16 protein-coding genes and 2 tRNA genes are annotated in these 18,093 nt (G+C 71.0%); 5 read left to right on the plus strand and 13 right to left on the minus strand.

Annotated elements, in window-relative coordinates:
* Positions 1-8: 8 nt before the first annotated feature.
* Positions 9-581 carry an HIT family protein gene (locus ACWCQM_RS25080; protein WP_073751652.1) on the minus strand — a complete coding sequence of 191 codons (573 nt, stop codon included), beginning with the start codon at positions 579-581 and terminating at the stop codon, positions 9-11.
* A gap of 66 nt (positions 582-647) precedes the next feature.
* Between ACWCQM_RS25080 and ACWCQM_RS25085 the strand changes: the two genes are divergently transcribed.
* Positions 648-1,328, plus strand: a complete 681-nt coding sequence (locus tag ACWCQM_RS25085) for a potassium channel family protein (RefSeq protein ID WP_450917399.1) — start codon at positions 648-650, stop codon at positions 1,326-1,328.
* Positions 1,329-1,357: 29 nt separating this feature from the next.
* On the opposite strand, the gene thrS is transcribed toward ACWCQM_RS25085, so the two are convergent.
* The 3 genes from thrS to ACWCQM_RS25100 all read right to left on the minus strand — a co-directional run bounded on the left by thrS (position 1,358) and on the right by ACWCQM_RS25100 (position 5,276).
* Positions 1,358-3,334: a threonine--tRNA ligase gene (thrS, locus tag ACWCQM_RS25090; protein ID WP_073751648.1), complete on the minus strand. Its 1,977-nt coding sequence runs from the start codon at positions 3,332-3,334 to the stop codon at positions 1,358-1,360.
* A 101-nt stretch (positions 3,335-3,435) separates the two neighbouring features.
* Positions 3,436-4,677, minus strand: a complete 1,242-nt coding sequence (locus ACWCQM_RS25095) for a hypothetical protein (RefSeq protein WP_450917400.1) — start codon at positions 4,675-4,677, stop codon at positions 3,436-3,438.
* Positions 4,677-5,276: a DUF4365 domain-containing protein gene (locus tag ACWCQM_RS25100; RefSeq protein ID WP_073751613.1), complete on the minus strand. Its 600-nt coding sequence runs from the start codon at positions 5,274-5,276 to the stop codon at positions 4,677-4,679. Before ACWCQM_RS25100 ends, ACWCQM_RS25095 begins: the two co-directional genes overlap by 1 nt.
* Positions 5,277-5,470: 194 nt before the next feature.
* Here ACWCQM_RS25100 and ACWCQM_RS25105 point away from each other — a divergent pair, with 194 nt between their 5' ends.
* A complete protein-coding gene (locus ACWCQM_RS25105; protein WP_450917401.1) occupies positions 5,471-6,196 on the plus strand; it encodes an exonuclease domain-containing protein in 726 nt (241 codons plus the stop codon).
* 60 nt (positions 6,197-6,256) lie between these two features.
* Here the strand turns inward: ACWCQM_RS25105 and ACWCQM_RS25110 are convergent.
* Positions 6,257-6,328: transfer RNA gene (locus ACWCQM_RS25110), tRNA-Val, on the minus strand.
* 115 nt (positions 6,329-6,443) lie between these two features.
* Here ACWCQM_RS25110 and ACWCQM_RS25115 point away from each other — a divergent pair.
* Positions 6,444-8,858 carry an SCO7613 C-terminal domain-containing membrane protein gene (locus ACWCQM_RS25115; RefSeq protein WP_450917402.1) on the plus strand — a complete coding sequence of 805 codons (2,415 nt, stop codon included), beginning with the start codon at positions 6,444-6,446 and terminating at the stop codon, positions 8,856-8,858.
* Between the two features lie 19 nt (positions 8,859-8,877).
* Here ACWCQM_RS25115 and ACWCQM_RS25120 read toward each other — a convergent pair whose 3' ends face one another.
* The 7 genes from ACWCQM_RS25120 to ACWCQM_RS25150 form a co-directional block, all read right to left on the minus strand.
* Positions 8,878-11,622 carry an exo-rhamnogalacturonan lyase family protein gene (locus tag ACWCQM_RS25120; protein ID WP_450917403.1) on the minus strand — a complete coding sequence of 915 codons (2,745 nt, stop codon included), beginning with the start codon at positions 11,620-11,622 and terminating at the stop codon, positions 8,878-8,880.
* 58 nt (positions 11,623-11,680) lie between these two features.
* Positions 11,681-12,271, minus strand: coding sequence for a hypothetical protein (locus tag ACWCQM_RS25125; protein ID WP_450917404.1), 591 nt, complete (start codon positions 12,269-12,271; stop codon positions 11,681-11,683).
* Positions 12,272-12,277: 6 nt separating this feature from the next.
* Positions 12,278-13,138 carry a carbohydrate ABC transporter permease gene (locus tag ACWCQM_RS25130; RefSeq protein ID WP_267076774.1) on the minus strand — a complete coding sequence of 287 codons (861 nt, stop codon included), beginning with the start codon at positions 13,136-13,138 and terminating at the stop codon, positions 12,278-12,280.
* On the minus strand, positions 13,135-14,127 hold the full coding sequence (locus ACWCQM_RS25135; RefSeq protein WP_450917405.1) for a carbohydrate ABC transporter permease: 993 nt from the start codon (positions 14,125-14,127) through the stop codon (positions 13,135-13,137). The genes ACWCQM_RS25130 and ACWCQM_RS25135 overlap by 4 nt, the downstream gene beginning before the upstream one ends.
* 10 nt (positions 14,128-14,137) lie before the next feature.
* Positions 14,138-15,427, minus strand: coding sequence for an ABC transporter substrate-binding protein (locus ACWCQM_RS25140; protein ID WP_267076772.1), 1,290 nt, complete (start codon positions 15,425-15,427; stop codon positions 14,138-14,140).
* Positions 15,428-15,637: 210 nt separating this feature from the next.
* Positions 15,638-15,709, minus strand: a tRNA-Val gene (locus ACWCQM_RS25145).
* Positions 15,710-15,763: 54 nt separating this feature from the next.
* Positions 15,764-16,219 (minus strand): TIGR02611 family protein, encoded by a 456-nt coding sequence (locus ACWCQM_RS25150; RefSeq protein WP_450917406.1) that lies wholly within the window; start codon positions 16,217-16,219, stop codon positions 15,764-15,766.
* A 190-nt stretch (positions 16,220-16,409) separates the two neighbouring features.
* Between ACWCQM_RS25150 and ACWCQM_RS25155 the strand changes: the two genes are divergently transcribed.
* Together ACWCQM_RS25155 and ACWCQM_RS25160 are read left to right on the plus strand one after the other, a co-directional pair.
* Positions 16,410-16,823 (plus strand): SsgA family sporulation/cell division regulator, encoded by a 414-nt coding sequence (locus ACWCQM_RS25155; protein WP_003959770.1) that lies wholly within the window; start codon positions 16,410-16,412, stop codon positions 16,821-16,823.
* A gap of 487 nt (positions 16,824-17,310) precedes the next feature.
* The gene (locus ACWCQM_RS25160) at positions 17,311-17,868 is read left to right on the plus strand and encodes a CGNR zinc finger domain-containing protein (RefSeq protein ID WP_450917407.1); all 558 of its coding nucleotides are present in this window, start codon (positions 17,311-17,313) and stop codon (positions 17,866-17,868) included.
* A 47-nt stretch (positions 17,869-17,915) separates the two neighbouring features.
* On the opposite strand, the gene ACWCQM_RS25165 is transcribed toward ACWCQM_RS25160, so the two are convergent.
* Positions 17,916-18,071, minus strand: coding sequence for a hypothetical protein (locus tag ACWCQM_RS25165; RefSeq protein ID WP_198959817.1), 156 nt, complete (start codon positions 18,069-18,071; stop codon positions 17,916-17,918).
* Positions 18,072-18,093 lie beyond the last annotated feature (22 nt).

Genomic DNA, 18,093 nt, shown 5'->3' on the forward strand with positions numbered 1-18,093 from the left:
CTGGGGGCTCAGACTGACGGCAGCTCGGCCGGCCACACACCGGCCAGCATCGTCCGGGTGTCCCCCAGCAGCTGCGGGAGCACCTTCGTGTGACCGACGACGGGCATGAAGTTGGTGTCCCCGCCCCAGCGGGGCACCACATGCTGGTGGAGGTGCGCGGCGATGCCCGCGCCGGCCTCGGCGCCCTGGTTCATCCCGATGTTGAAGCCGTGCGCCCCGGAGGCGGCCCGCAGCGCGACCATCGCCCGCTTGGTGAAGTCGCCCAGCTCGGCGGTCTCCTCGGCGTCCAGCTCGGTGTAGTCGGCCACGTGGCGGTAGGGCACGACCATCAGGTGCCCGCCGTTGTACGGGTACAGGTTCAGCACCGCGTAGACCTTCTCACCGCGCGCGATGATCAGCCCGTCCTCGTCCGACTTCGACGGAATCTCGCAGAACGGACAGCCGTCCCCGGCCCCCGGGCCGCTCGGCTTGCTCTCACCCTGGATGTAGGCCATCCGGTGGGGCGTCCACAGACGCTGGAACGCGTCGGGCGTCCCCACTCCGATCTGCTGCTCCGGCTCACTCGTCATGCCGGTCAGCATATTGCTTCACTCCCGCCGCGCGTGTCGCCGGGGCGGTCCCGGCCGCCGCACGGCGATGCTGACGCCATGAGCGACCGCCCCACGGCCCCCGTCCCCGACCGGCTCAAGGATTGGGAGCAGCGAACCGAGGTGCCGCTCTTCGTCGCGGCGCTGGTCTTCCTGGCGGGTTACACGGTCCGCGTCCTCGCCCCCGTCGGTGCCCAGCCCTGGCGCGACATCGCCCTCGCCCTGGTCGCCGCGACCTGGCTGCTCTTCACGGTGGACTACGCCGTACGGCTCCGGCTCAGCGGCCTCGGCGGGCGCTTCGTCCACGTCCACTGGCTGGACACCGTGGTCCTGCTCCTGCCGCTGCTGCGCCCGCTGCGCATGGTCAAGGTCTACACGGCTGTCCAGAAGCACACCGACAGGCCGAGGCTGAGCCTGTACGCACGGGTGATGACGTACGCGGGCCTGACCGCCGGGCTGCTGGGCTTCTCCGCGGCGCTGGCGGTCTACTACCAGGAGAAGGGGGCCCCGGGCGCCTCGATCCGTACGTTCGGCGACGCGGTGTGGTGGGCGTGCGCGACGCTCACGACGGTGGGATACGGCGACGCCGTGCCGGTGACTCCGGCGGGCCGGGTGATCGCGGCGTTCCTGATGGCCTGCGGGCTGGCGCTGCTGGGGGCCGTGACGGGGTCGTTCTCGTCGTGGCTCGTGGAGGTGTTCAAGCGGGAGGACGAGAAGCAGAGGCCCCCGGGGAGCGCGTAGCTCTCCGGGGGCCTCTCCGCGGCCGTGGGTCAGACCTGCACGCGGCGCTCCACCACGTCGAGGAGCTTGGCGATCGCCTCGTCGCGCGGGATGCCGTTCTCCTGCGAGCCGTCGCGGTGGCGGAAGGACACCGTGCCGGCGTTCATGTCGTCGTCACCGACGATGACCATGAACGGCACCTTGGCCTTCTGGTGGTTCCTGATCTTCTTCTGCATCCGGTCGGAGGAGGCGTCCACCTCGACCCGCAGCCCCTTCTTGCGCGCCTCGGCGGCGAACTCCTGGAGGTACGGGATGTGGGTGTCGCCGATCGGGATGCCGACCGCCTGGACCGGGGCGAGCCAGACCGGGAACGCGCCCGCGTAGTGCTCCAGCAGCACGGCGAAGAAGCGCTCGATGGAGCCGAACAGGGCGCGGTGGATCATGACCGGGCGCTGCTTGGAACCGTCCGGGCCGGTGTACTCCAGGTCGAAGCGCTCCGGGAGGTTGAAGTCGAGCTGCACGGTCGACATCTGCCAGGTCCGGCCGATGGCGTCCTTGCACTGCACCGAGATCTTCGGGCCGTAGAACGCGGCGCCGCCCGGGTCCGGGACCAGCGGGAGGCCCTGCTTCTCTGCGACCTGGCGCAGCGTCTCCGTGGCCTCCTCCCAGACCTCGTCGGAGCCGACGAACTTCTCCGGGTCCTTGGTGGAGAGCTCCAGGTAGAAGTCGGTCAGACCGTAGTCACGCAGGAGGTTCAGGACGAAGGTGAGCGTCCGGTCGAGCTCCTCCGCCATCTGCTCCTTGGTGCAGTAGATGTGCGCGTCGTCCTGGGTGAAGCCGCGCGAGCGGGTCAGGCCGTGGACGACGCCCGACTTCTCGTAGCGGTACACCGTGCCGAACTCGAAGAGGCGCAGCGGCAGTTCACGGTAGGAGCGGCCACGCGCGTCGAAGATCAGGTTGTGCATGGGGCAGTTCATCGGCTTGAGGTAGTAGTCCACCCCGTCGTCGAGCTGCATGGGCGGGTACATGCCGTCGGCGTACCAGTCCAGGTGGCCGGACTTCTCGAAGAGCTTGCCCTTCGTCGCATGGGGGCTGTAGACGAACTCGTAGCCCTCCTCCTCGTGGCGGCGCCGCGAGTAGTCCTCCATGGCCCGGCGGATGATGCCGCCCTTGGGGTGGAAGACGGCGAGGCCGGGGCCGATCTCGTCGGGGAAGGAGAACAGGTCCAGCTCGTTGCCGAGGCGGCGGTGGTCGCGCTTGGCGGCCTCCTCCAGGAACTCCAGGTGCGCCTTGAGCTCGTCCTTGGTGGGCCACGCGGTGCCGTAGATGCGCTGGAGCATCGGGTTCTTCTCGCTGCCCCGCCAGTACGCCGCCGCGTTCCGCATCAGCTTGAAGGCCGGGATGAAGCGGGTGGTGGGCAGATGCGGACCCCGGCAGAGGTCCTTCCAGCACAGGTCGCCGGTCTTGGCGTCGAGGTTGTCGTAGATGGTCAGCTCGCCGCCGCCCACCTCGACGTCCGCGCCGTCGTCGGTGGAGGCGGAGCCCTTGATGCCGATGAGCTCCAGCTTGTACGGCTCGTCGGCGAGCTCCTCGCGGGCGGCCTCGTCGGTGACGACCCGGCGGGAGAACCTCTGGCCCCGCTTCTGGATCTCCTGCATCTTCTTCTCGATGGCCTTGAGGTCCTCAGGCGTGAACGGCTTCTCGACGTCGAAGTCGTAGTAGAAGCCGTCCTTGACCGGCGGGCCGATGCCCAGCTTGGCCTCGGGGAAGAGCTCCTGCACGGCCTGCGCCATCACGTGCGCGGTGGAGTGCCGCAGGATGTTCAGGCCGTCCTCGGAGGAGATCTCGACCGGCTCGACGGTCTCGCCGTCCTTGAGCTCGTACGCGAGGTCCTTGAGCTCACCGGCGATCCGCGCGGCGACGACGGTGCGCTGCCCGGGGAAGAGCTCGGCGGCCGTCGTGCCCGTCGTCACCACGTGCTCTTCCCGCTCGGAATCGCGTTGGATGATCACACGGACGTCTGACACCGGTCTCTCCTGACTGAGGGGGTGCGTCGCATTCCTCGTGCGCGCGCAAGAGGAATCGTACCGAGCCGGGGGGCCTCGACGCGAAAGGGATACCGGGCCGCCTACTCCTCGTCCCCCGTGCACGCCTCCTCGAAGAAGTCGACGTTCTCCTGGAGCGACTTCATCAGCCGGTCCCGTTCCGCCTCGTCCACCTGGACCGGGGCGACCTGTGAGGCGCCGGTGAGCCGCCGGAAGCCGCCGCGGTTCTCCAGCCTGCCCTCCACTCGCAGGGGCAGTCCCACCAGGTGGGCGTGGCCGGCGATCCGGTAGGCCTCCTCGTCGAGCTCGATCCGTACGTGCGCGACCTCCGCCCCCGCGAGCACCCTCAGCCGTACGACGCCCGGGCCGCGCGGCCCCGAGCGGCGCAGCCGGACGACGGCCCCGGTGATCCGTACTGGCACCGCGGGCTCGTCCTGGAGATAGCGCACCCCGGCGAGCCGGAGGGCGGGCAGGTCGCCCGGTGAGAACTCGACGGGCTCGGGGCTCACCGGGCAGCCGTCGGGGGGTCCTGCGGCGGGTGCCCAGGCCAGGGTGATCCTGGCGCCCTCCGCTCCCCTGACCAGGGCGACGACCGCCTCGGTCAGCTCGCGGCTGACCCCGGCGGCGACGGCGGCGTCGAAGGCCTCCATGCCGCCGGTGGCGCGCTGGTAGTCGACGGCCTCCCGGGTGGCATGAAGGGCGGAGTAGAGCTGTACGGCGACCTCCCGCCCCTCCGCGACGGGGACGAACGCGGTGAGGCCGCCCCCGCCGCCCGCCGGGCCGACGAGGGTGCCGTCCAGCGCCCTACGGGCCTTCCTGAGGTGGCGCGCCCCGTGGTAGCCGGCCCGGCCGCGCACGGCGAGCGCTCCGGCCAGGAGGATCTGCCGGGCCGCCGCGCGCAGCTGGTCGCTGCCGGTCCAGTCGGCCGCCCCGGCGGTCTCCTCGGGCACCTCCCGCCACCAGCGGATCTCGTCGCTGGGGACGGTGAGGGCGACGAGGATGTCCCGGGCGGACGGGGCGGCGCTGCGGGCGAGCGCGGTGAGGGCCTCGGCGAGCAGGTCCTCGCTGTCGGGGAAGGCGGTGCTGTCCGGGACGAGCAGGCTGGTGCCGCCGGTGGCGGAGCCGGGCGGGACCCAGCGGCCGTAACGGCCGTGGGCGCCTCCGCGGCGGTGCCAGCCGTGCCTGCGCAGCAGTGCGGCGAGGACGGCGGGGTCGACGCGTGCGGGGTCCGGGAACGGGCCGCCTCCGGCTTCCTCGGCGTACGGGTGTGCGCGCGAGCCCGCCGGGACCGTTCCTCCGGTGGGCTCGTCCGTCGAGCGGTGCATCAGGGTCTCCCTCCCGCCCCGACCCGGGCCATGATGTCGCAGAGCGCGCGGTCGTCGAAGATCCGCGAGGTCGGGATCCGCACGGTGGTCCGGTACCTGCCCGTCACCGGGTGGCCGGCCAGGTTCGTCCAGTAGCAGCAGTGCCTCAGGTCGAGCCGGTCGTGCCCGGCCCGCAGCCAGTCGTCCTGGCTGCGGGGCACGAGCATCACGACCAGGATCTTGTGCACCGAGACCGGGGTACGGGCCAGCTTCACCAGATGGGCGTTGTCGAGGGTGAAGGAGAACGCGGCGCCGGGCGGGTGCGCGGGGATCTGGTAGGTGCATTTGAGCTGCACCTTGATGGTCACTTCGTCGTCGACGGTGTGGTCCGGGGCGCCGTGGCTGACGTGCCAGTCGATGCCGTTGTCGGGAAAGGGCTGCGAGAGCGAGCAGCCCGCCGCCGCGGCCACGGCGTGGAGGTAGCCCACCTGGAGGGTCTCCATGCAGGCGGTGGTGGCGAGTGTGCCGCGCAGCGGTGGTGCGTTCCGCTGCGACGGCGGCTTTCCCCCGTGGTCCTCGGTGCGGGCGGGACTCCCTGGGTTCGGCTGCGCGAGCGCCATGGCTCCGTGCCTTCCGGGCTGTGCCGACCGGTTGCCCGGTCTCCGCTGCCGGGCTGGTCAACTTCCGTGCCCGTCCCATGTGTTGTCACCGCAGGAGAGGGCCCGTAAACGGCGTATCAGGCATAGGGCGCGGGTATCACCGAACCGGGCAGAGGTATCCCGCCATCTGCCGCGCAGGCGCGAGGAGTTCGGGGATGATGCATTGGTTCGAGGGGCCGCTGGCGGCTTTTGACACCGAGACAACAGGCGTGGACGTCGAGGAGGACCGGATCGTTTCGGCCGCGCTCGTCCTCCAGGACACCGCGGGCGGACGGCTCCGCGTCACCCGCTGGCTGGTCAATCCGGGGATTCCGGTGCCGCCGGGCGCCACCGAGATCCACGGGCTGACCGATGACCATCTGCAGCGCAACGGCCGGTGGCCCGCGCCGGTCGTCGAGGAGATAGCCCGGGCGCTGGCGGAGCAGTTCGTGACGGGCCGGCCCCTGGTCGTGATGAACGCGCCGTTCGATCTGACGCTCCTGGACCGGGAACTCAGGCGCCACCGGGCGTCGTCGCTGGCCGGGTACCTGGGGACCAAGCCGCTGTGCGTGCTGGATCCCCGGGTGCTGGACAAGCACCTGGACCGCTATCGCAAGGGCCGCCGCACGCTCACGGACCTCTGCGAGCTGTACGGGGTGACGCTGGACGGCGCGCACGACGCGGCGGCCGACGCGGCGGCCTCGCTGGAGCTGGTGCGCGCGGTGGGGCGGCGGTTCTCCGCCCGGCTGGAGCGGCTGTCACCGGCGGAGGTGCACTCGCTCCAGGCGGTGTGGCACGCGGCGCAGGCGCGCGGGCTCCAGGCGTGGTTCGAGAAGAGCGGTGCGCCGGAGACGGTGGACCCGGCCTGGCCGCTGCGCCCGGAGCTGCCCGCGGCGGCGTGATCCGTCTGCGTACGCGAAAGCCGGTCCGTCGATGACACTGACGGACCGGCTCTTCCCGGGTGGGCGATACTGGTTTCGAACCAGTGACCTCTTCGGTGTGAACGAAGCGCTCTCCCACTGAGCTAATCGCCCGGGAACGGGTTGAACCATACAGGGCCCGGCGCCCCTGGTTCAAACTCCTACTCAGTGGCGGATCTGAGTATCCGGGCCCATGCACCCGGATGTGGCCGCCGCCACACTCCCGTACATGGAACATGTGCCGCCGCCCGCAGAGGAATTGGCGCTCCTCGACCGTGAACTGGCCTGGCTGGACGCCCGCCGGCTCCAGTTGCTGAACCGCCGCGCCTGGCTGCTCGGGGTGCTGGGTACGCCCGTCGTCCCGCCGGGCCCCACGACGCCTGCCGCCCGGCCGTTCGCCGCGCCGTTCACGCCTCCGGCCCGAGAGGCTCCGGCGCACGGCACGCAGAACGTGCTGCTGGTCCTCGGTGGTCTGCTGCTGACGGTCGCGGCGATCGCCTTCACCCTGTTCAGCTGGGGCGAGATGGGGATCGCGGGCCGTTCGGCGGTGCTCGCGGCGGTGACGGCCGGCGCGCTGGTGGCGCCCGCGCTGCTGCTCGGCCGCAAGCTGCCCTCGACGGCGGAGGCGGTGGCCTCCCTGGCCCTCGTGCTGACGGTGCTGGACGCGATCGCGCTGCACTCGGTGGCCGCTCCGGACACGGACGGGCTGGTCTTCTCGGCGGTGGCGTCGGCGGTGCTGGTGGTGGTGTGGACCGCGTACGGGCTGCTGCTGGGCCGGTTGCGGGTGCCGCTGCCCTCGGCCGTGGTGGCGGGGCAGCTGCCGCTGGTGTTCGCCGCCTGGGCCGCGGAGGCGTCCGCGGCGGGCTTCGGCTGGGCGCTCATGGTGACGGCCGCCGCGGATGTCGCGGTGGCGCTGTGGGGGCGAGGGCTCGCGGTGCGGGCCACGGCGTGCGCCGGTGCGTTGCTGACGGGGCTGATCGCGCTGGGGCTCGGCCTGGGGCTGTCGGTGTCGGCGGGTGGCGCCCCGGAGGCCCTGGCCCCTGGCGCCCTGCTTCTGGCCGGTGCCGCGGTGGCGGTGTCCGGGGCATGGCGCGCGCCGAAGGCGATGGCCGTGCTCGGGGGTGTCGTGGCCGGTCTCGCCTCGGTGGCCGCGGTGGGCGGTGTGCCGGCCGCTGAGCTGCCGTGGGGCTGGGCGGTCGTGGTGTATCTGGTGTGCGGGGCGGGGCTGTCGGTGGTGCTGCGGCTGCGGGTCCCCCGGCCGGTGGGCCGGGGCGTCCTGGCGGCGTCGGCCGCCGTGATCGCGGGCGCGGTGCTGTGGGCGATGCCGGTGGTGGCCGCGGTGCTGCTGGGGCCGGCCTCGCTGTCGGCGGGGGTGTGGTCCCGGGCGCCGGAGGGATTCCGGGAGGCGCTGGGGCCCTCGGCGCCGTGGTCGGCGTCGGCCTCCTCACCCGTGGTGCTGGCGCTGGCCGCGGGCCTGGCCGCCGCACTGTACGTCAGGTGGCCGGCGGCCGTCCCCCGTGACGGGTGGCGGATCGCTGCCGGAGCGGGTGCCGCGGTCCTGGGCTGGGGCGCCGTGCTCGCGCTGCTCGCCGTGGCGGATGTGCCGTACGCGGTGGCGGTCGCCGCGGAACTGCTGCTGGTGGCGGCGCTGCTGGCGGCCGCCGTGCGCCGGGGAGCGGACGCCCTCGCGGTGCTGTGCCTGGTGTGCGCGGCGGCCGGGGCGGTGAGCGCGGGGTTGCTCGGGCTGGCCGCCGAGCCCGCGACGTACGCGGCCCTCGTAACCCTGGCGGTGCTCCTCGCGGGTGCGGCGGCCATGTCGGCGGTGCCCGCCGTGCGATCGGTCCTGGCCTGCGGCGCGGTGCTGTGCGCGACGGCACTCGCGGTGGCGGCGGGGGCCTCGCTCGGGTGGAGCGCTCCGCACACGGCCCCGCTGGTACTGCTCGTGACGGTGGCGACCGTGCTGCTGGGGGCGCGGCTGAGCGTGCCCGCCGTGGCGGTGCCGGTGGAGCTCACGGGTGCGTTCGCCGCGCTGGTGGCGGTGGTGCTGGCGGTGTCCGACCCGCCGTTCCTCTCCCTGGTGCTGGGTCTGTGCGGGGTGCTGGCCACGGGCGCGGCGCTGCGGAAGGAGCGCCGCCGGGCGGCCGGGTATCCGGCGGCGGTTCTGTTCGTGGCCGCGGCCTGGGTGCGGCTCGCGGTCTCGGGAGTGACGGACCCCGAGGCGTACACGCTGCCGGTCTCGGTGGCCGCGTTCGTGGTGGGGTATCTGCGCCGGCGCCGGGACCCGGCCGCGTCCTCGTGGGTGGCGTACGGTCCGGCCCTGTCCACGACGATGGTGCCGAGCCTGGTCGTGGCGTGGGCCGATCCGCACTGGATGCGGCCCCTGCTGCTGGGCGTCGCGGCGCTGGTGGTCACGCTGGTGGGCGCCCGGCTGCGGCTCCAGGCGCCCCTGGTGCTGGGCGGTTCGGTGCTGGCGCTGGACGGGCTGCACGAGCTCGCCCCGCACGTGGTGCAGGTGCTCGACGCGCTCCCCCGCTGGGTGCCCCCGGCGCTCGCCGGGCTGCTGCTGCTCGCCGTCGGTGCGACGTACGAGCAGCGGCTGCGCGACGCGCGCCGGGTGCGGGAGAGCTTCGGGCGGATGCGTTAGCCCTCGCGTCCGGACGGGCCTACGGCATCTTGTCGCCGACGAGCGCGAGGTTCTGAATGGCCGCCAGGCCGTACAGGGCTGTGGTGTTGGTGCTGACCCAGGCCGCCTCACTGCCCGGTACGGGCCCGGTGGGCCCTTCGATCTTCTTGGTGCTCCAGTCGGTGCTCTCCTTGTAGTCCCAGGCGTCGGCGCTGCTGTAGAACTGCTTCCAAGCCCGGGTGGCCAGGGTGACGTCGCCCGTCTGCACGGCGGCGTAGGCGTCCTGGCGCGAGTGGCCCTGGAACAGCAGGAGCGTGCCGAAGTTGCTTCCGTAGCGCGCGGCCTGTTCGGCCTTGGTGGCGTTGAAGTAGCGGCAGTAGTCGATCCAGGCGGCCTTGAACGCCGGCATGTCGATCATGTCGATGAGTTCGGCGTTGAGTTCGACCAGGCCGAACATCGCGGACAGGTGCGAGACGCCGACCGCGGGCGCGTCGGCGATGGCGAACTTCCCGGTGTCGAGGTCGTACAGCCCGGTGCCCTGGACGAAGCCGTTGGGCTGGGCCGCGATGGTCTCCATGGTCGACAGGACCCGGTCCCTGGCCTTCTCCCACTTGGGGCCACGTCGTTCCCACTCGGTGAGCCAGGCGGAGACGAGGCCGCTCCAGTCCGTGCCGAAGCCGATGGACAGCGCGTGACGGTCCGGGGTGTAGGGCTCGGTGCGGATCTTGCGGATGGGGTCGAGGGCCAGGAAGGTCTCGTCGGAGTCGACGTTGGCGTGCATGAGGTCGCCGACGCGCTCGTCCGCGGTGAGGAAGTAGAACATGCGCCGGTAGGTGGTGTTGGCGATGCGCTGCTGCTTGGCGCTGTCGGCGTAGTGCTGGACTCCGTGGCGGGTGCCGAGGCCGGCCCATTTGCCGAGGTGGTAGACGTCGACCTCACCGGTGTGCCGGGTCATGGCCTCGGCGAAGCGGTAGATGTCGGCGCGGCCGGAGCGCATGTAGGCGTACCAGAGCCAGAGGTCGGGCGAGAGCTCGGAATTGTCCCAGGCGTAGCCGCCGACGTCGTAGCACCACTGGTGGCGGGTGGGGTCGTAGGTGTGCATGATGTCGCCGTAGTCCCAGAAGCCGTACCAACGGCGCATCTCCACCTGGTCCTTGTAGTACGTGAAGAGGAAGTCCAGGTGGTCCTCGATCTTCGACTTCGCGGCGGTGGAGCGGTCGGGTTCGGCGAAGAGTCCGCCGAACACCTTCGCCTTGACGAGCTGCTTGGGCGGGGCCGCGAGCTGGGGCGGTGTGCGTACGGCGTCGACCTGCTGGGCGAGCACCTCGGGGGCCGGGGTGGATTCGTTGGCCCAGAAGAGGAGTTCGCTGGTCCTGGCGATGCCGTAGGGGGTGCCGAAGCCGGGTTCGTAGTCCTCGTAGGTGATGTTGAGGCCTTCGACCTGCTCGGGGTAGGTGTCCTGCCCCATGCCGTCGTGGTAGAAGCGCAGGTCCATGGGCTGGGCTTCGGGCGACCAGAGCCAGAGGGTGACCTCGGCCGCGTCGGTGTGCGCGTCGCGGATGTCGAGCTGGGCGGGGTGCTTCTCCCAGAAGTCGCGCAGCCCGAAGGAGAATCCGCCGCTGGGGCCGCCGACGTATCCGAAGCCCGAGGCCCGCCTGCCGCCGCCCGCGCCGATCCAGCCGTGCCCCTTCTTGGTGCGCTTGCGCAGGCCGAAGCCGTCGGCGGAGAGCTGGGAGAGGGTGTAGTCGCCCCACTCGGGGATGTACTGGAGGCGGGTGGTGACCCGCTGGTCCCAGGTGGCGGGGTCGGGGAGCTTCTGGCCGGCGAACTGCGCCTCGCGGACGGCCGCCCCGGGGTCGCGGCGCAGCCCGGTGATGCCCTTGACGGCTTCCCGCAGGAGTCCGGTGCCGTCGCCGCCGATGCGGATGTGGCGGTCGTAGGACGCGTCGCGCATGGGCACGGTGAAGCGCACGCCGAGGCCCCGCACGAAGTCGCCGCTCGCCTTGCCGGGCTCCACGGTGCCGTCGTAGGTGATGGTGTGCACCATCCGGAACGATTCGGCGCCCGCGTAGAAGTAGAAGCGTACGGAGAAGGGCATCCAGGACCGCGAGCCCTTGCGGTGCTTGCCGTCGATGCGGACGACGGCGCGGACCGGTCCGTCCTGCTCGACCTCGGCCTCCTCGACGACGCTCTCGAAGCGTTCGTACTTCTCGCTGCCCTGGTCGCCGTCCTCGATCTCCCCCTGGCGTACGAGGACGAGGCGGCCGTCCCGCGCGATCTCGGTGGAGCCCCGGGTGACGGTCTTGACGAGGGCGGAGCCGCTGGTGCCGAGCTTGGCCGTGATCACCCCGGTGGAGACGGTGATGACGCCCCCCTTGCGGGCCGCCGTGACCTTCTTGGAGGGGGCGGCCGGGGAACCGGCGGTGAGGGAGAACTTCTTGGCGGTGACCTCCGGGCCGACCGCGTGCGCGGTCCACTTGAGCGAGCCGTCCGGCCAGTAGCCGATCGGCCAGGTCTGCACGGGGACGTCCTTCCCGTCCTCCGTGGCAAGCGCGAACGTCTGGTCCTCGGCGTACTGCCCCTTGGGCCAGGGGACGCCGAGCGTGGAGCCGGGTGCGGCGCCGAGGCCGCCGGACTCCAGCCAGGTCAGGTCCACCGGCTCGGCGGCCTGCTCCGCGCTCTGGGCGGCGGAGGCGGATGTGGTGCCGAGGGACCAGCTGAGCTGCGCGGCCGCGCCGGCCGCTGCCGCGGCCTTCAGGAGCGTTCTGCGGGGCATCCTGGACATGGTTGTGCCTCTCTCCGTGCGGGGGATCGGGACAGGAGACGTACGGGTGTTCCGCGGGTCAGCGCGAGAGCCGGCGCGCGTGCACCGCGGTGGCCGCGGCGGCGACGGCCCCGACGACGGGGACGGCCAGCGGCAGGATCATGGCGCCGGACAGCGCGACGACGGCCATCCCGCAGACCAGCAGGAGGGAACCTGCCGGGTCGCGGACCGTGTCGCGGCCGGCGTCGGCCAGGAGGGTGCGCCAGAGGGCACCGGGCTTCCAGCAGGTGGCGGCGCGGAGCACGGCCACCAGGAAGCCGATCAGGGCGAGGATGCCGACGGCGCCCACGAGGGGGCCGCCGGGCAGCCCGGCACGCACGGCCGCGAGGTCGAGCCAGAGCAGGGCTCCGGCGGCCCACACGGCCGCGCCGACGAGCCACCCGCCGCGGGCGGCGGACCGGGCGTCGGCGGCGAACTCGCGCAGGCCGCCCTGTTCGCCGTCGAGATAGCGGCGCAGGTGCCGGGTCCCCGCGGCGAACGCCGCGGGGAAGGTGAACAGCGGCAGGGCGGCGACGGCGATCCACACGCCGACGAGCAGGCATTCGGAGAACAGGGCGAAGCGGTCCATCACGCGCGTGCGCCCGGCCCGGGTGCGGGTCTTCGTCGCCATGGTGCGTCAGCCCTTCAGGCCCGAGGTGGCCATGCCGTCGATCAGATAGCGCTGGAAGGCCACGAAGAAGGCCAGCACCGGCAGGAGGGCCACCAGGGACATGGCGATCATGCCTCCGTAGTCAGCCACGGCGTCCTGGTCGATGAACATCTTCAGGCCCATCGAGACGGTGTACTTGTCCGGCTCGTTGAGGTAGAGCAGCGGGCCCATGAAGTCGTTCCAGGCGTTGATGAAGGTGAAGATCGCACTCGTGACGAGCGCCGGCCGGCAGAGCGGCATGACGATGGACCAGTAGGTCCTCAGGTGCCCGCAGCCGTCCAGCCGCGCCGCCTCGTCGAGCTCCTTGGGCAGGCCGCGCATGAACTGCACCATCAGGAACACGAAGAAGGCGTCTGTGGCCAGGTACTTGCCGATCAGCAGCGGGGTGAAGGTGTTGATCAGCTCCAGCTTCTGGAACATCACGTACTGCGGAATGATCAGCACGTGGTACGGCAGCAGCAGCGTGCCGATCATGATGGCGAACATGGCGTTGCGGCCGGCGAACCGCACCTTCGCGAAGGCGTAGGCGGTCAGCGAGCAGGACAGCACGACGCCGACCACGGAACCGAGGGCGATGTACGCCGAGTTCAGGAAGAACGTCGAGATCGGGATGTCGGCGATGCCCTCGGTGAGCCGGGTGTAGTTGTCACCGATGGGGTCGGCCGGGAACAGGTCCAGGGCACCGATGATCTCGGCGCTCGGTTTGAAGGAGGCCCCGACCGTCCACACCACCGGATACAGGACCACGGCGAGGATGACCAGCGCACCGAGGTGCCAGGCGATCGCGCCGGGCCCCCGGCGCCGTACGGCAGCTGTCAGGAGACTCATCGGCCGCCCTCCTCGTAGTGCACCCAGCGCTTCTGGGACCAGAACAGCACGGCGGTGACCAGGCCCACGGCGACGAGCAGCAGCCATCCCATGGCGGAGGCGAAGCCCATGCGGCTGTTCACGAAGCCTTGTTCGTACAGGTAGCAGGTGTAGACGAGCGTCGCGTCGGCGGGTCCGCAGCTGCCGTTGCTGACGATGTAGGCCGAGCCGAAGACCTGGAAGGAGTGGATGGTCTCCAGCAGGACGTTGAAGAACAGCACCGGCGAGATCATCGGCAGGGTGATGTGGAAGAACCTGCTCCAGCGCCCGGCCCCGTCCACCTCGGCCGCTTCGTACAGCTCGCGCGGGACCTGCTTGAGGCCGGCCAGGAAGATGACCATGGGGGCGCCGAACTGCCAGACGGTGAGGGCGATCAGCGCGTAGATGATCATCGCGGGGTCGCCGATCCAGCCGCCGACCTCGATGCCGAACACCTTCTGCGTACGGTCGACGAGCGCGTCGTCCGAGAACAGCGCGCGCCAGACGATGGCCGCCGAGACGCTCGCGCCGATCAGGGAGGGAGCGTAGAAGGCCGCCCGGTAGAAGGACTGGCCCCACCGCTTCTGCGCGAGCAGCATGGCGACGGCGAGTGCTGCGGCCAGTTTGATCGGGGTGCCGATCAGGACGTACCAGGAGGTGACCTTGACCGACTGGCGCCAGCGGGGGTCCGCGAACATGTCGGTGAAGTTCTGGAGGCCGATCCAGCGGGGCGCTTCGAAGAGGTTGTACTCGGTGAACGAGAGGTACAGCGAGAAGACCATGGGCCCGGCGATCAGGAACAGGAAGCCCGCGATCCAGGGCGACATGAACAGATAGCCGGCCAGGTTCTCCCCGCGGTTGTGCCGCTTGGGGGCGGCGGGCGGCGCGCTTCCTCCGGGACCGCTCCGCTTCTCGGCGGGCCGGTCGTCCCCGGAGGCGAGCACGCCCGGGGAGGTGTGGATGTGAGTCACCGCTTTCCTCTCAGTTCGCGGCGAGGGCGGTCTTCGCCTCGGAGAAGAACTGCTGCACGGAGTCCTTCGGCGAGGTCTTGCCCAGGGCCAGGTCGGCACCGATGCGCAGGAAGGCGGCCTCGACGACGTCGGCGCCCGCCGGGTGCGGGGTGATGGGCTCCAGCACGCCCGCCTCGGCGATCGCGGTCTCGTACGCGCCGATCGCCTTGCTGGGGGCGTCTGCGGGCTCGTACGCCTCGAACTGCGAGGTGGTCGCGGGCACTCCGCGGTCGTAGCCCATGATCCGGGCGACCTCGGGGTCGTGCGTCATGAAGCTGATGAAGGTCGCCACCTCGGCCGGGTGCTTGGTGCGGGCGGTGCCGCTCAGCATCAGCGAGCCGAGGTACTGGCCGGTCTTCTTGCCGTCGGTGCTGGGGATGGGCGCGAGACCGTAGCTGCTCTTGCCCTCGGCGCTGTAGCGCACCGAGAAGTTGTCCCAGGTGAACTCACCGGCGGACAGGCCCTTGGCCGTCGCGGAGGCCGGCTTGAGCTGCTCGACCTTCTTGGGGTCGGCGTAGATTCCCGCCTTGACCCGCTCCAGCGCCTCGGTCCAGTACGGCAGCAGCTCGGCCTCGCCGAAGCCCATGCCGTCCTCGGTGAAGAAGGCCTTGCCGTTCTGGCGGAGGATCAGGTCGTAGAGGTACATCACCCCGTGCGGCCCGGCGTCGCCGGCTATCTTCTGGCCGTTCTTGATCTTCTGGAGACCGGCGTACCAGTCGTCCCAGGTCCAGCCGATCTCGGGGGTGATGCCCGCCTTCTCGTAGACCTTCTCGTCGATGACCAGGGCCATCGAGTTGCTGCCGACCGGCACACCGAGCAGCTTGCCGTCGATCTCGGCGAACTTCTCCAGTCCGGAGCGGAAGCCGGTGAGATCGAGGTTGCCGGCCTTCGCCTGCGGGTTGAGGTCGAGGAGGACGTTCTTCGCCTCGTACTTGCGCAGGAAGGTCACGGCGTTCTGGATGACGTCGGGCGGGTTGCCGCCGGCCGCCTGGGTGTTGAACTTCTTCCAGAAGTCCGGGTACTGCTGGAAGTCCGTCTTCACCTTGATCTTCGGGTGCTTCTTCTCGAAGAGGGTGATGCACTGCTGGATCTTCTTCGCCCGGTCGTCCGCGCCCCACCACGCGTGCCGGATGGTGACCGGGCCCCCCGAGCCACTGCCTCCGCCCGAGCCGCACCCGGCCGCTGTCAATCCGAGACCGGCCGCCGAGAAGCCGGCCAGCTTCAGCATCTGCCGACGGTCGATGCCGCTGTTCCGAGACATGGCTCGCCCCCATCCATTCGCATTGAATCGTTTTAGAAAGCGCTTGCTGGGTCAAAGTAAGGAGCCACACCCAGCACGTCAACGGTTCGGACGAAAATTCGGCGGCCTGACGACGGGCCGAACAGAACGGGCCTCGGGGGCCGCGCCACGCACGCGGAAACGCCGATGGCCCGGAAGCTTCTCTGAAGCTTCCGGGCCATCGGTCCGGGGTGGGCGATACTGGGTTCGAACCAGTGACCTCTTCGGTGTGAACGAAGCGCTCTCCCACTGAGCTAATCGCCCCGGTGCACGGCAAACATTACCCCATGTCAGCCGGGCCTCCGAACCATCACCTGGTCACTGGTCGATCTTCCACGGCATCACGATGCCGAACTTCCAGACGTAGATCCCCACCAGCACCGCGATGATCACGAGCCCGATCGTGGTGAGGATGATGTTGCGCCGCCGGACCTTGGGGTCGAGGGCCCGCTCGGCGGCCTCGGTGACCTTGCGCCGGGTCCAGCGCAGGACGAGCTGCGCCCAGACGAACTCGGTCGCCCAGATCGCCATGCCGCCGAAGATCACCAGCCACCCGGGGCCGGGCAGGGGCAGCATCACGATGCCCGCACCGACCACGGCGAGGCCGATGACAAAGATCCCGACCTGCCAGCTCAGATGAAGCACTCGCGAGGCCCTAATGAAACCCGGCGCACGCGATCCCAGCTCGCGTTCCGCCGTCCTGCCGTCCCCCGTGGCGGAGTCGTCGGCCACCGTCGCGGCGACCTCTCTCCGCTCGTCACTCTCCGCGTTCATGGAGCCCAACCTACCGGAACCGCGATCGTCACCGGAATGGACGCATGACCCAAAGTTACACACCGCTGTACGAGCGACCCGAAGCGACACAAATAGGTCAGAGGGGTTTACAACGCCACCGTAGGTGGCATGTCGATTTCGCCGACGTGCGAATCCCCGAGCGCACACTGAGCGAAAGGCCCTGGCGCTTATGAACACCACGGTCAGCTGCGAGCTGCACCTGCGCCTCGTTGTGTCGAGCGAGTCCTCACTGCCTGTACCCGCGGGCCTGCGGTATGACACGGCCGATCCCTATGCCGTGCACGCCACCTTCCACACCGGAGCGGAGGAGACGGTCGAGTGGGTTTTCGCCCGTGACCTCCTTGCCGAAGGGCTGCACAGGCCCACCGGCACCGGAGACGTCCGCGTCTGGCCATCACGTAGTCACGGCCAAGGCGTCGTCTGCATCGCGCTGAGCTCCCCGGAGGGAGAAGCCCTGCTGGAAGCCCCGGCGCGGGCCCTGGAGTCGTTCCTGAAGAGGACCGACGCCGCGGTTCCGCCGGGCACCGAGCATCGTCACTTCGACCTCGATACGGAGCTCTCACACATCCTGGCCGAGAGCTGAGCCAGGCAGAGAGCTGCGGGACGCCGTCCGACTCGGGGAGACGGCGTCGCGCGGACAACCTCATAGGGCTGACACCGGCGCCGTCGCCGCGGAACCCACCGCGGCGGCGGCGCCGGCGCGCGTTCGGGGGCGGCGCGCGTTCGGGGGCGGCGGCTGTGCCGGGGCACGGTCCGGCACAGTCGCCGGGCACACGGTCGGGGGCGCGAGAGCAGCCACGCGAGGGTGAGGGTGGCCACGCGGGCACGCGGGCACGCGGATGGGGCGGCCGGTGCCACATCCGCACCATCCGCGTCACCCGCCCCACCCATGGAGCCGCGGAACGCCGCAGGGGCGCCAGGAGCGCCTTGTGGGCCCGGGGCCGCCCCGGTCGCCCGAGGGGCCGCCCCAGCACTCGCAAGCCCGCACCGGGCCGTGGACGCCTTCGCCGAGCCAGTAGAGTCAGCCCGCATCGGCGGGCGCCCGCCCGCCGGAGGCCAGGGAGCAAAGCGTGCTGATCCCACACGACACCCGGATCGCCCTCGAAACGGTGGTCAATCTGGTGAACACCGCGCCGGAGAGCGACGCGGGCGACGGTCTCGCCGACATCGCCACGCTCTACGGCTTCGCGGAGCGCCACCGCATCAGCGGCGTCGGCGACCTCGGCGAGAAGGACCTGCGCGCGGTGCACGACGTGCGGAGCAAATTCGCCGAGATATTCGCGGCGCCCGACGCCCGCACCGCGGCGGACCTCGTGAACGGCCTGGTGGCCGCCGCCGGCACCACCCCGCAGCTCACGAACCACGACGGCTACGACTGGCACGTCCACTACTTCGCGCCGGACGCCTCCATCGCCGACCACCTCGCGGCCGACTGCGGGATGGCCCTGGCCTTCATCGTGGTGGCGGGCGAGCAGGAGCGGCTGCGGCGCTGCGAGGCGCCGGACTGCCGGGACGCCTTCGTCGACCTGTCGCGCAACCGCTCCCGGCGCTACTGCTCCAGCCGCACCTGCGGCAACCGGCTGCACGTCGCCGCCTACCGCGCCCGGCGCCGCGAGGCGGCGGGCTGACCGCCCGGAGGACCGGCCCCGGCCGGAGCCTCGGGGCCGTGGGCGCCTCACAGCAGTAATAGATCGTGCAGGGCGGCCATCAGCAACAGGCCGCCGACCACCGTCAGGAAGATCATCAGGGGCGGCTGGGACAGCGCGAAGAGGCAGCCACGCGGCTCTTCGGCAGGGGATGCGGGGGCGTCGCCCCGGGAGGTGTCCACCATCTCGTGGTGATCATGACGCAGA

Source organism: Streptomyces sp. NPDC002125, from assembly GCF_053593715.1.

Bases quoted from the DNA above. Each gene is read 5' to 3' on its own strand.
- ACWCQM_RS25080 (WP_073751652.1), bottom strand. From the start codon at position 581: ATGCTGACCGGCATGACGAGTGAGCCGGAGCAGCAGATCGGAGTGGGG.
- ACWCQM_RS25085 (WP_450917399.1), top strand. From the start codon at position 648: ATGAGCGACCGCCCCACGGCCCCCGTCCCCGACCGGCTCAAGGATTGG.
- ACWCQM_RS25095 (WP_450917400.1), bottom strand. From the start codon at position 4,677: ATGCACCGCTCGACGGACGAGCCCACCGGAGGAACGGTCCCGGCGGGC.
- ACWCQM_RS25100 (WP_073751613.1), bottom strand. From the start codon at position 5,276: ATGGCGCTCGCGCAGCCGAACCCAGGGAGTCCCGCCCGCACCGAGGAC.
- ACWCQM_RS25105 (WP_450917401.1), top strand. From the start codon at position 5,471: ATGATGCATTGGTTCGAGGGGCCGCTGGCGGCTTTTGACACCGAGACA.
- ACWCQM_RS25115 (WP_450917402.1), top strand. From the start codon at position 6,444: ATGGAACATGTGCCGCCGCCCGCAGAGGAATTGGCGCTCCTCGACCGT.
- ACWCQM_RS25120 (WP_450917403.1), bottom strand. From the start codon at position 11,622: ATGTCCAGGATGCCCCGCAGAACGCTCCTGAAGGCCGCGGCAGCGGCC.
- ACWCQM_RS25125 (WP_450917404.1), bottom strand. From the start codon at position 12,271: ATGGCGACGAAGACCCGCACCCGGGCCGGGCGCACGCGCGTGATGGAC.
- ACWCQM_RS25130 (WP_267076774.1), bottom strand. From the start codon at position 13,138: ATGAGTCTCCTGACAGCTGCCGTACGGCGCCGGGGGCCCGGCGCGATC.
- ACWCQM_RS25140 (WP_267076772.1), bottom strand. From the start codon at position 15,427: ATGTCTCGGAACAGCGGCATCGACCGTCGGCAGATGCTGAAGCTGGCC.
- ACWCQM_RS25150 (WP_450917406.1), bottom strand. From the start codon at position 16,219: ATGAACGCGGAGAGTGACGAGCGGAGAGAGGTCGCCGCGACGGTGGCC.
- ACWCQM_RS25155 (WP_003959770.1), top strand. From the start codon at position 16,410: ATGAACACCACGGTCAGCTGCGAGCTGCACCTGCGCCTCGTTGTGTCG.
- ACWCQM_RS25165 (WP_198959817.1), bottom strand. From the start codon at position 18,071: ATGGTGGACACCTCCCGGGGCGACGCCCCCGCATCCCCTGCCGAAGAG.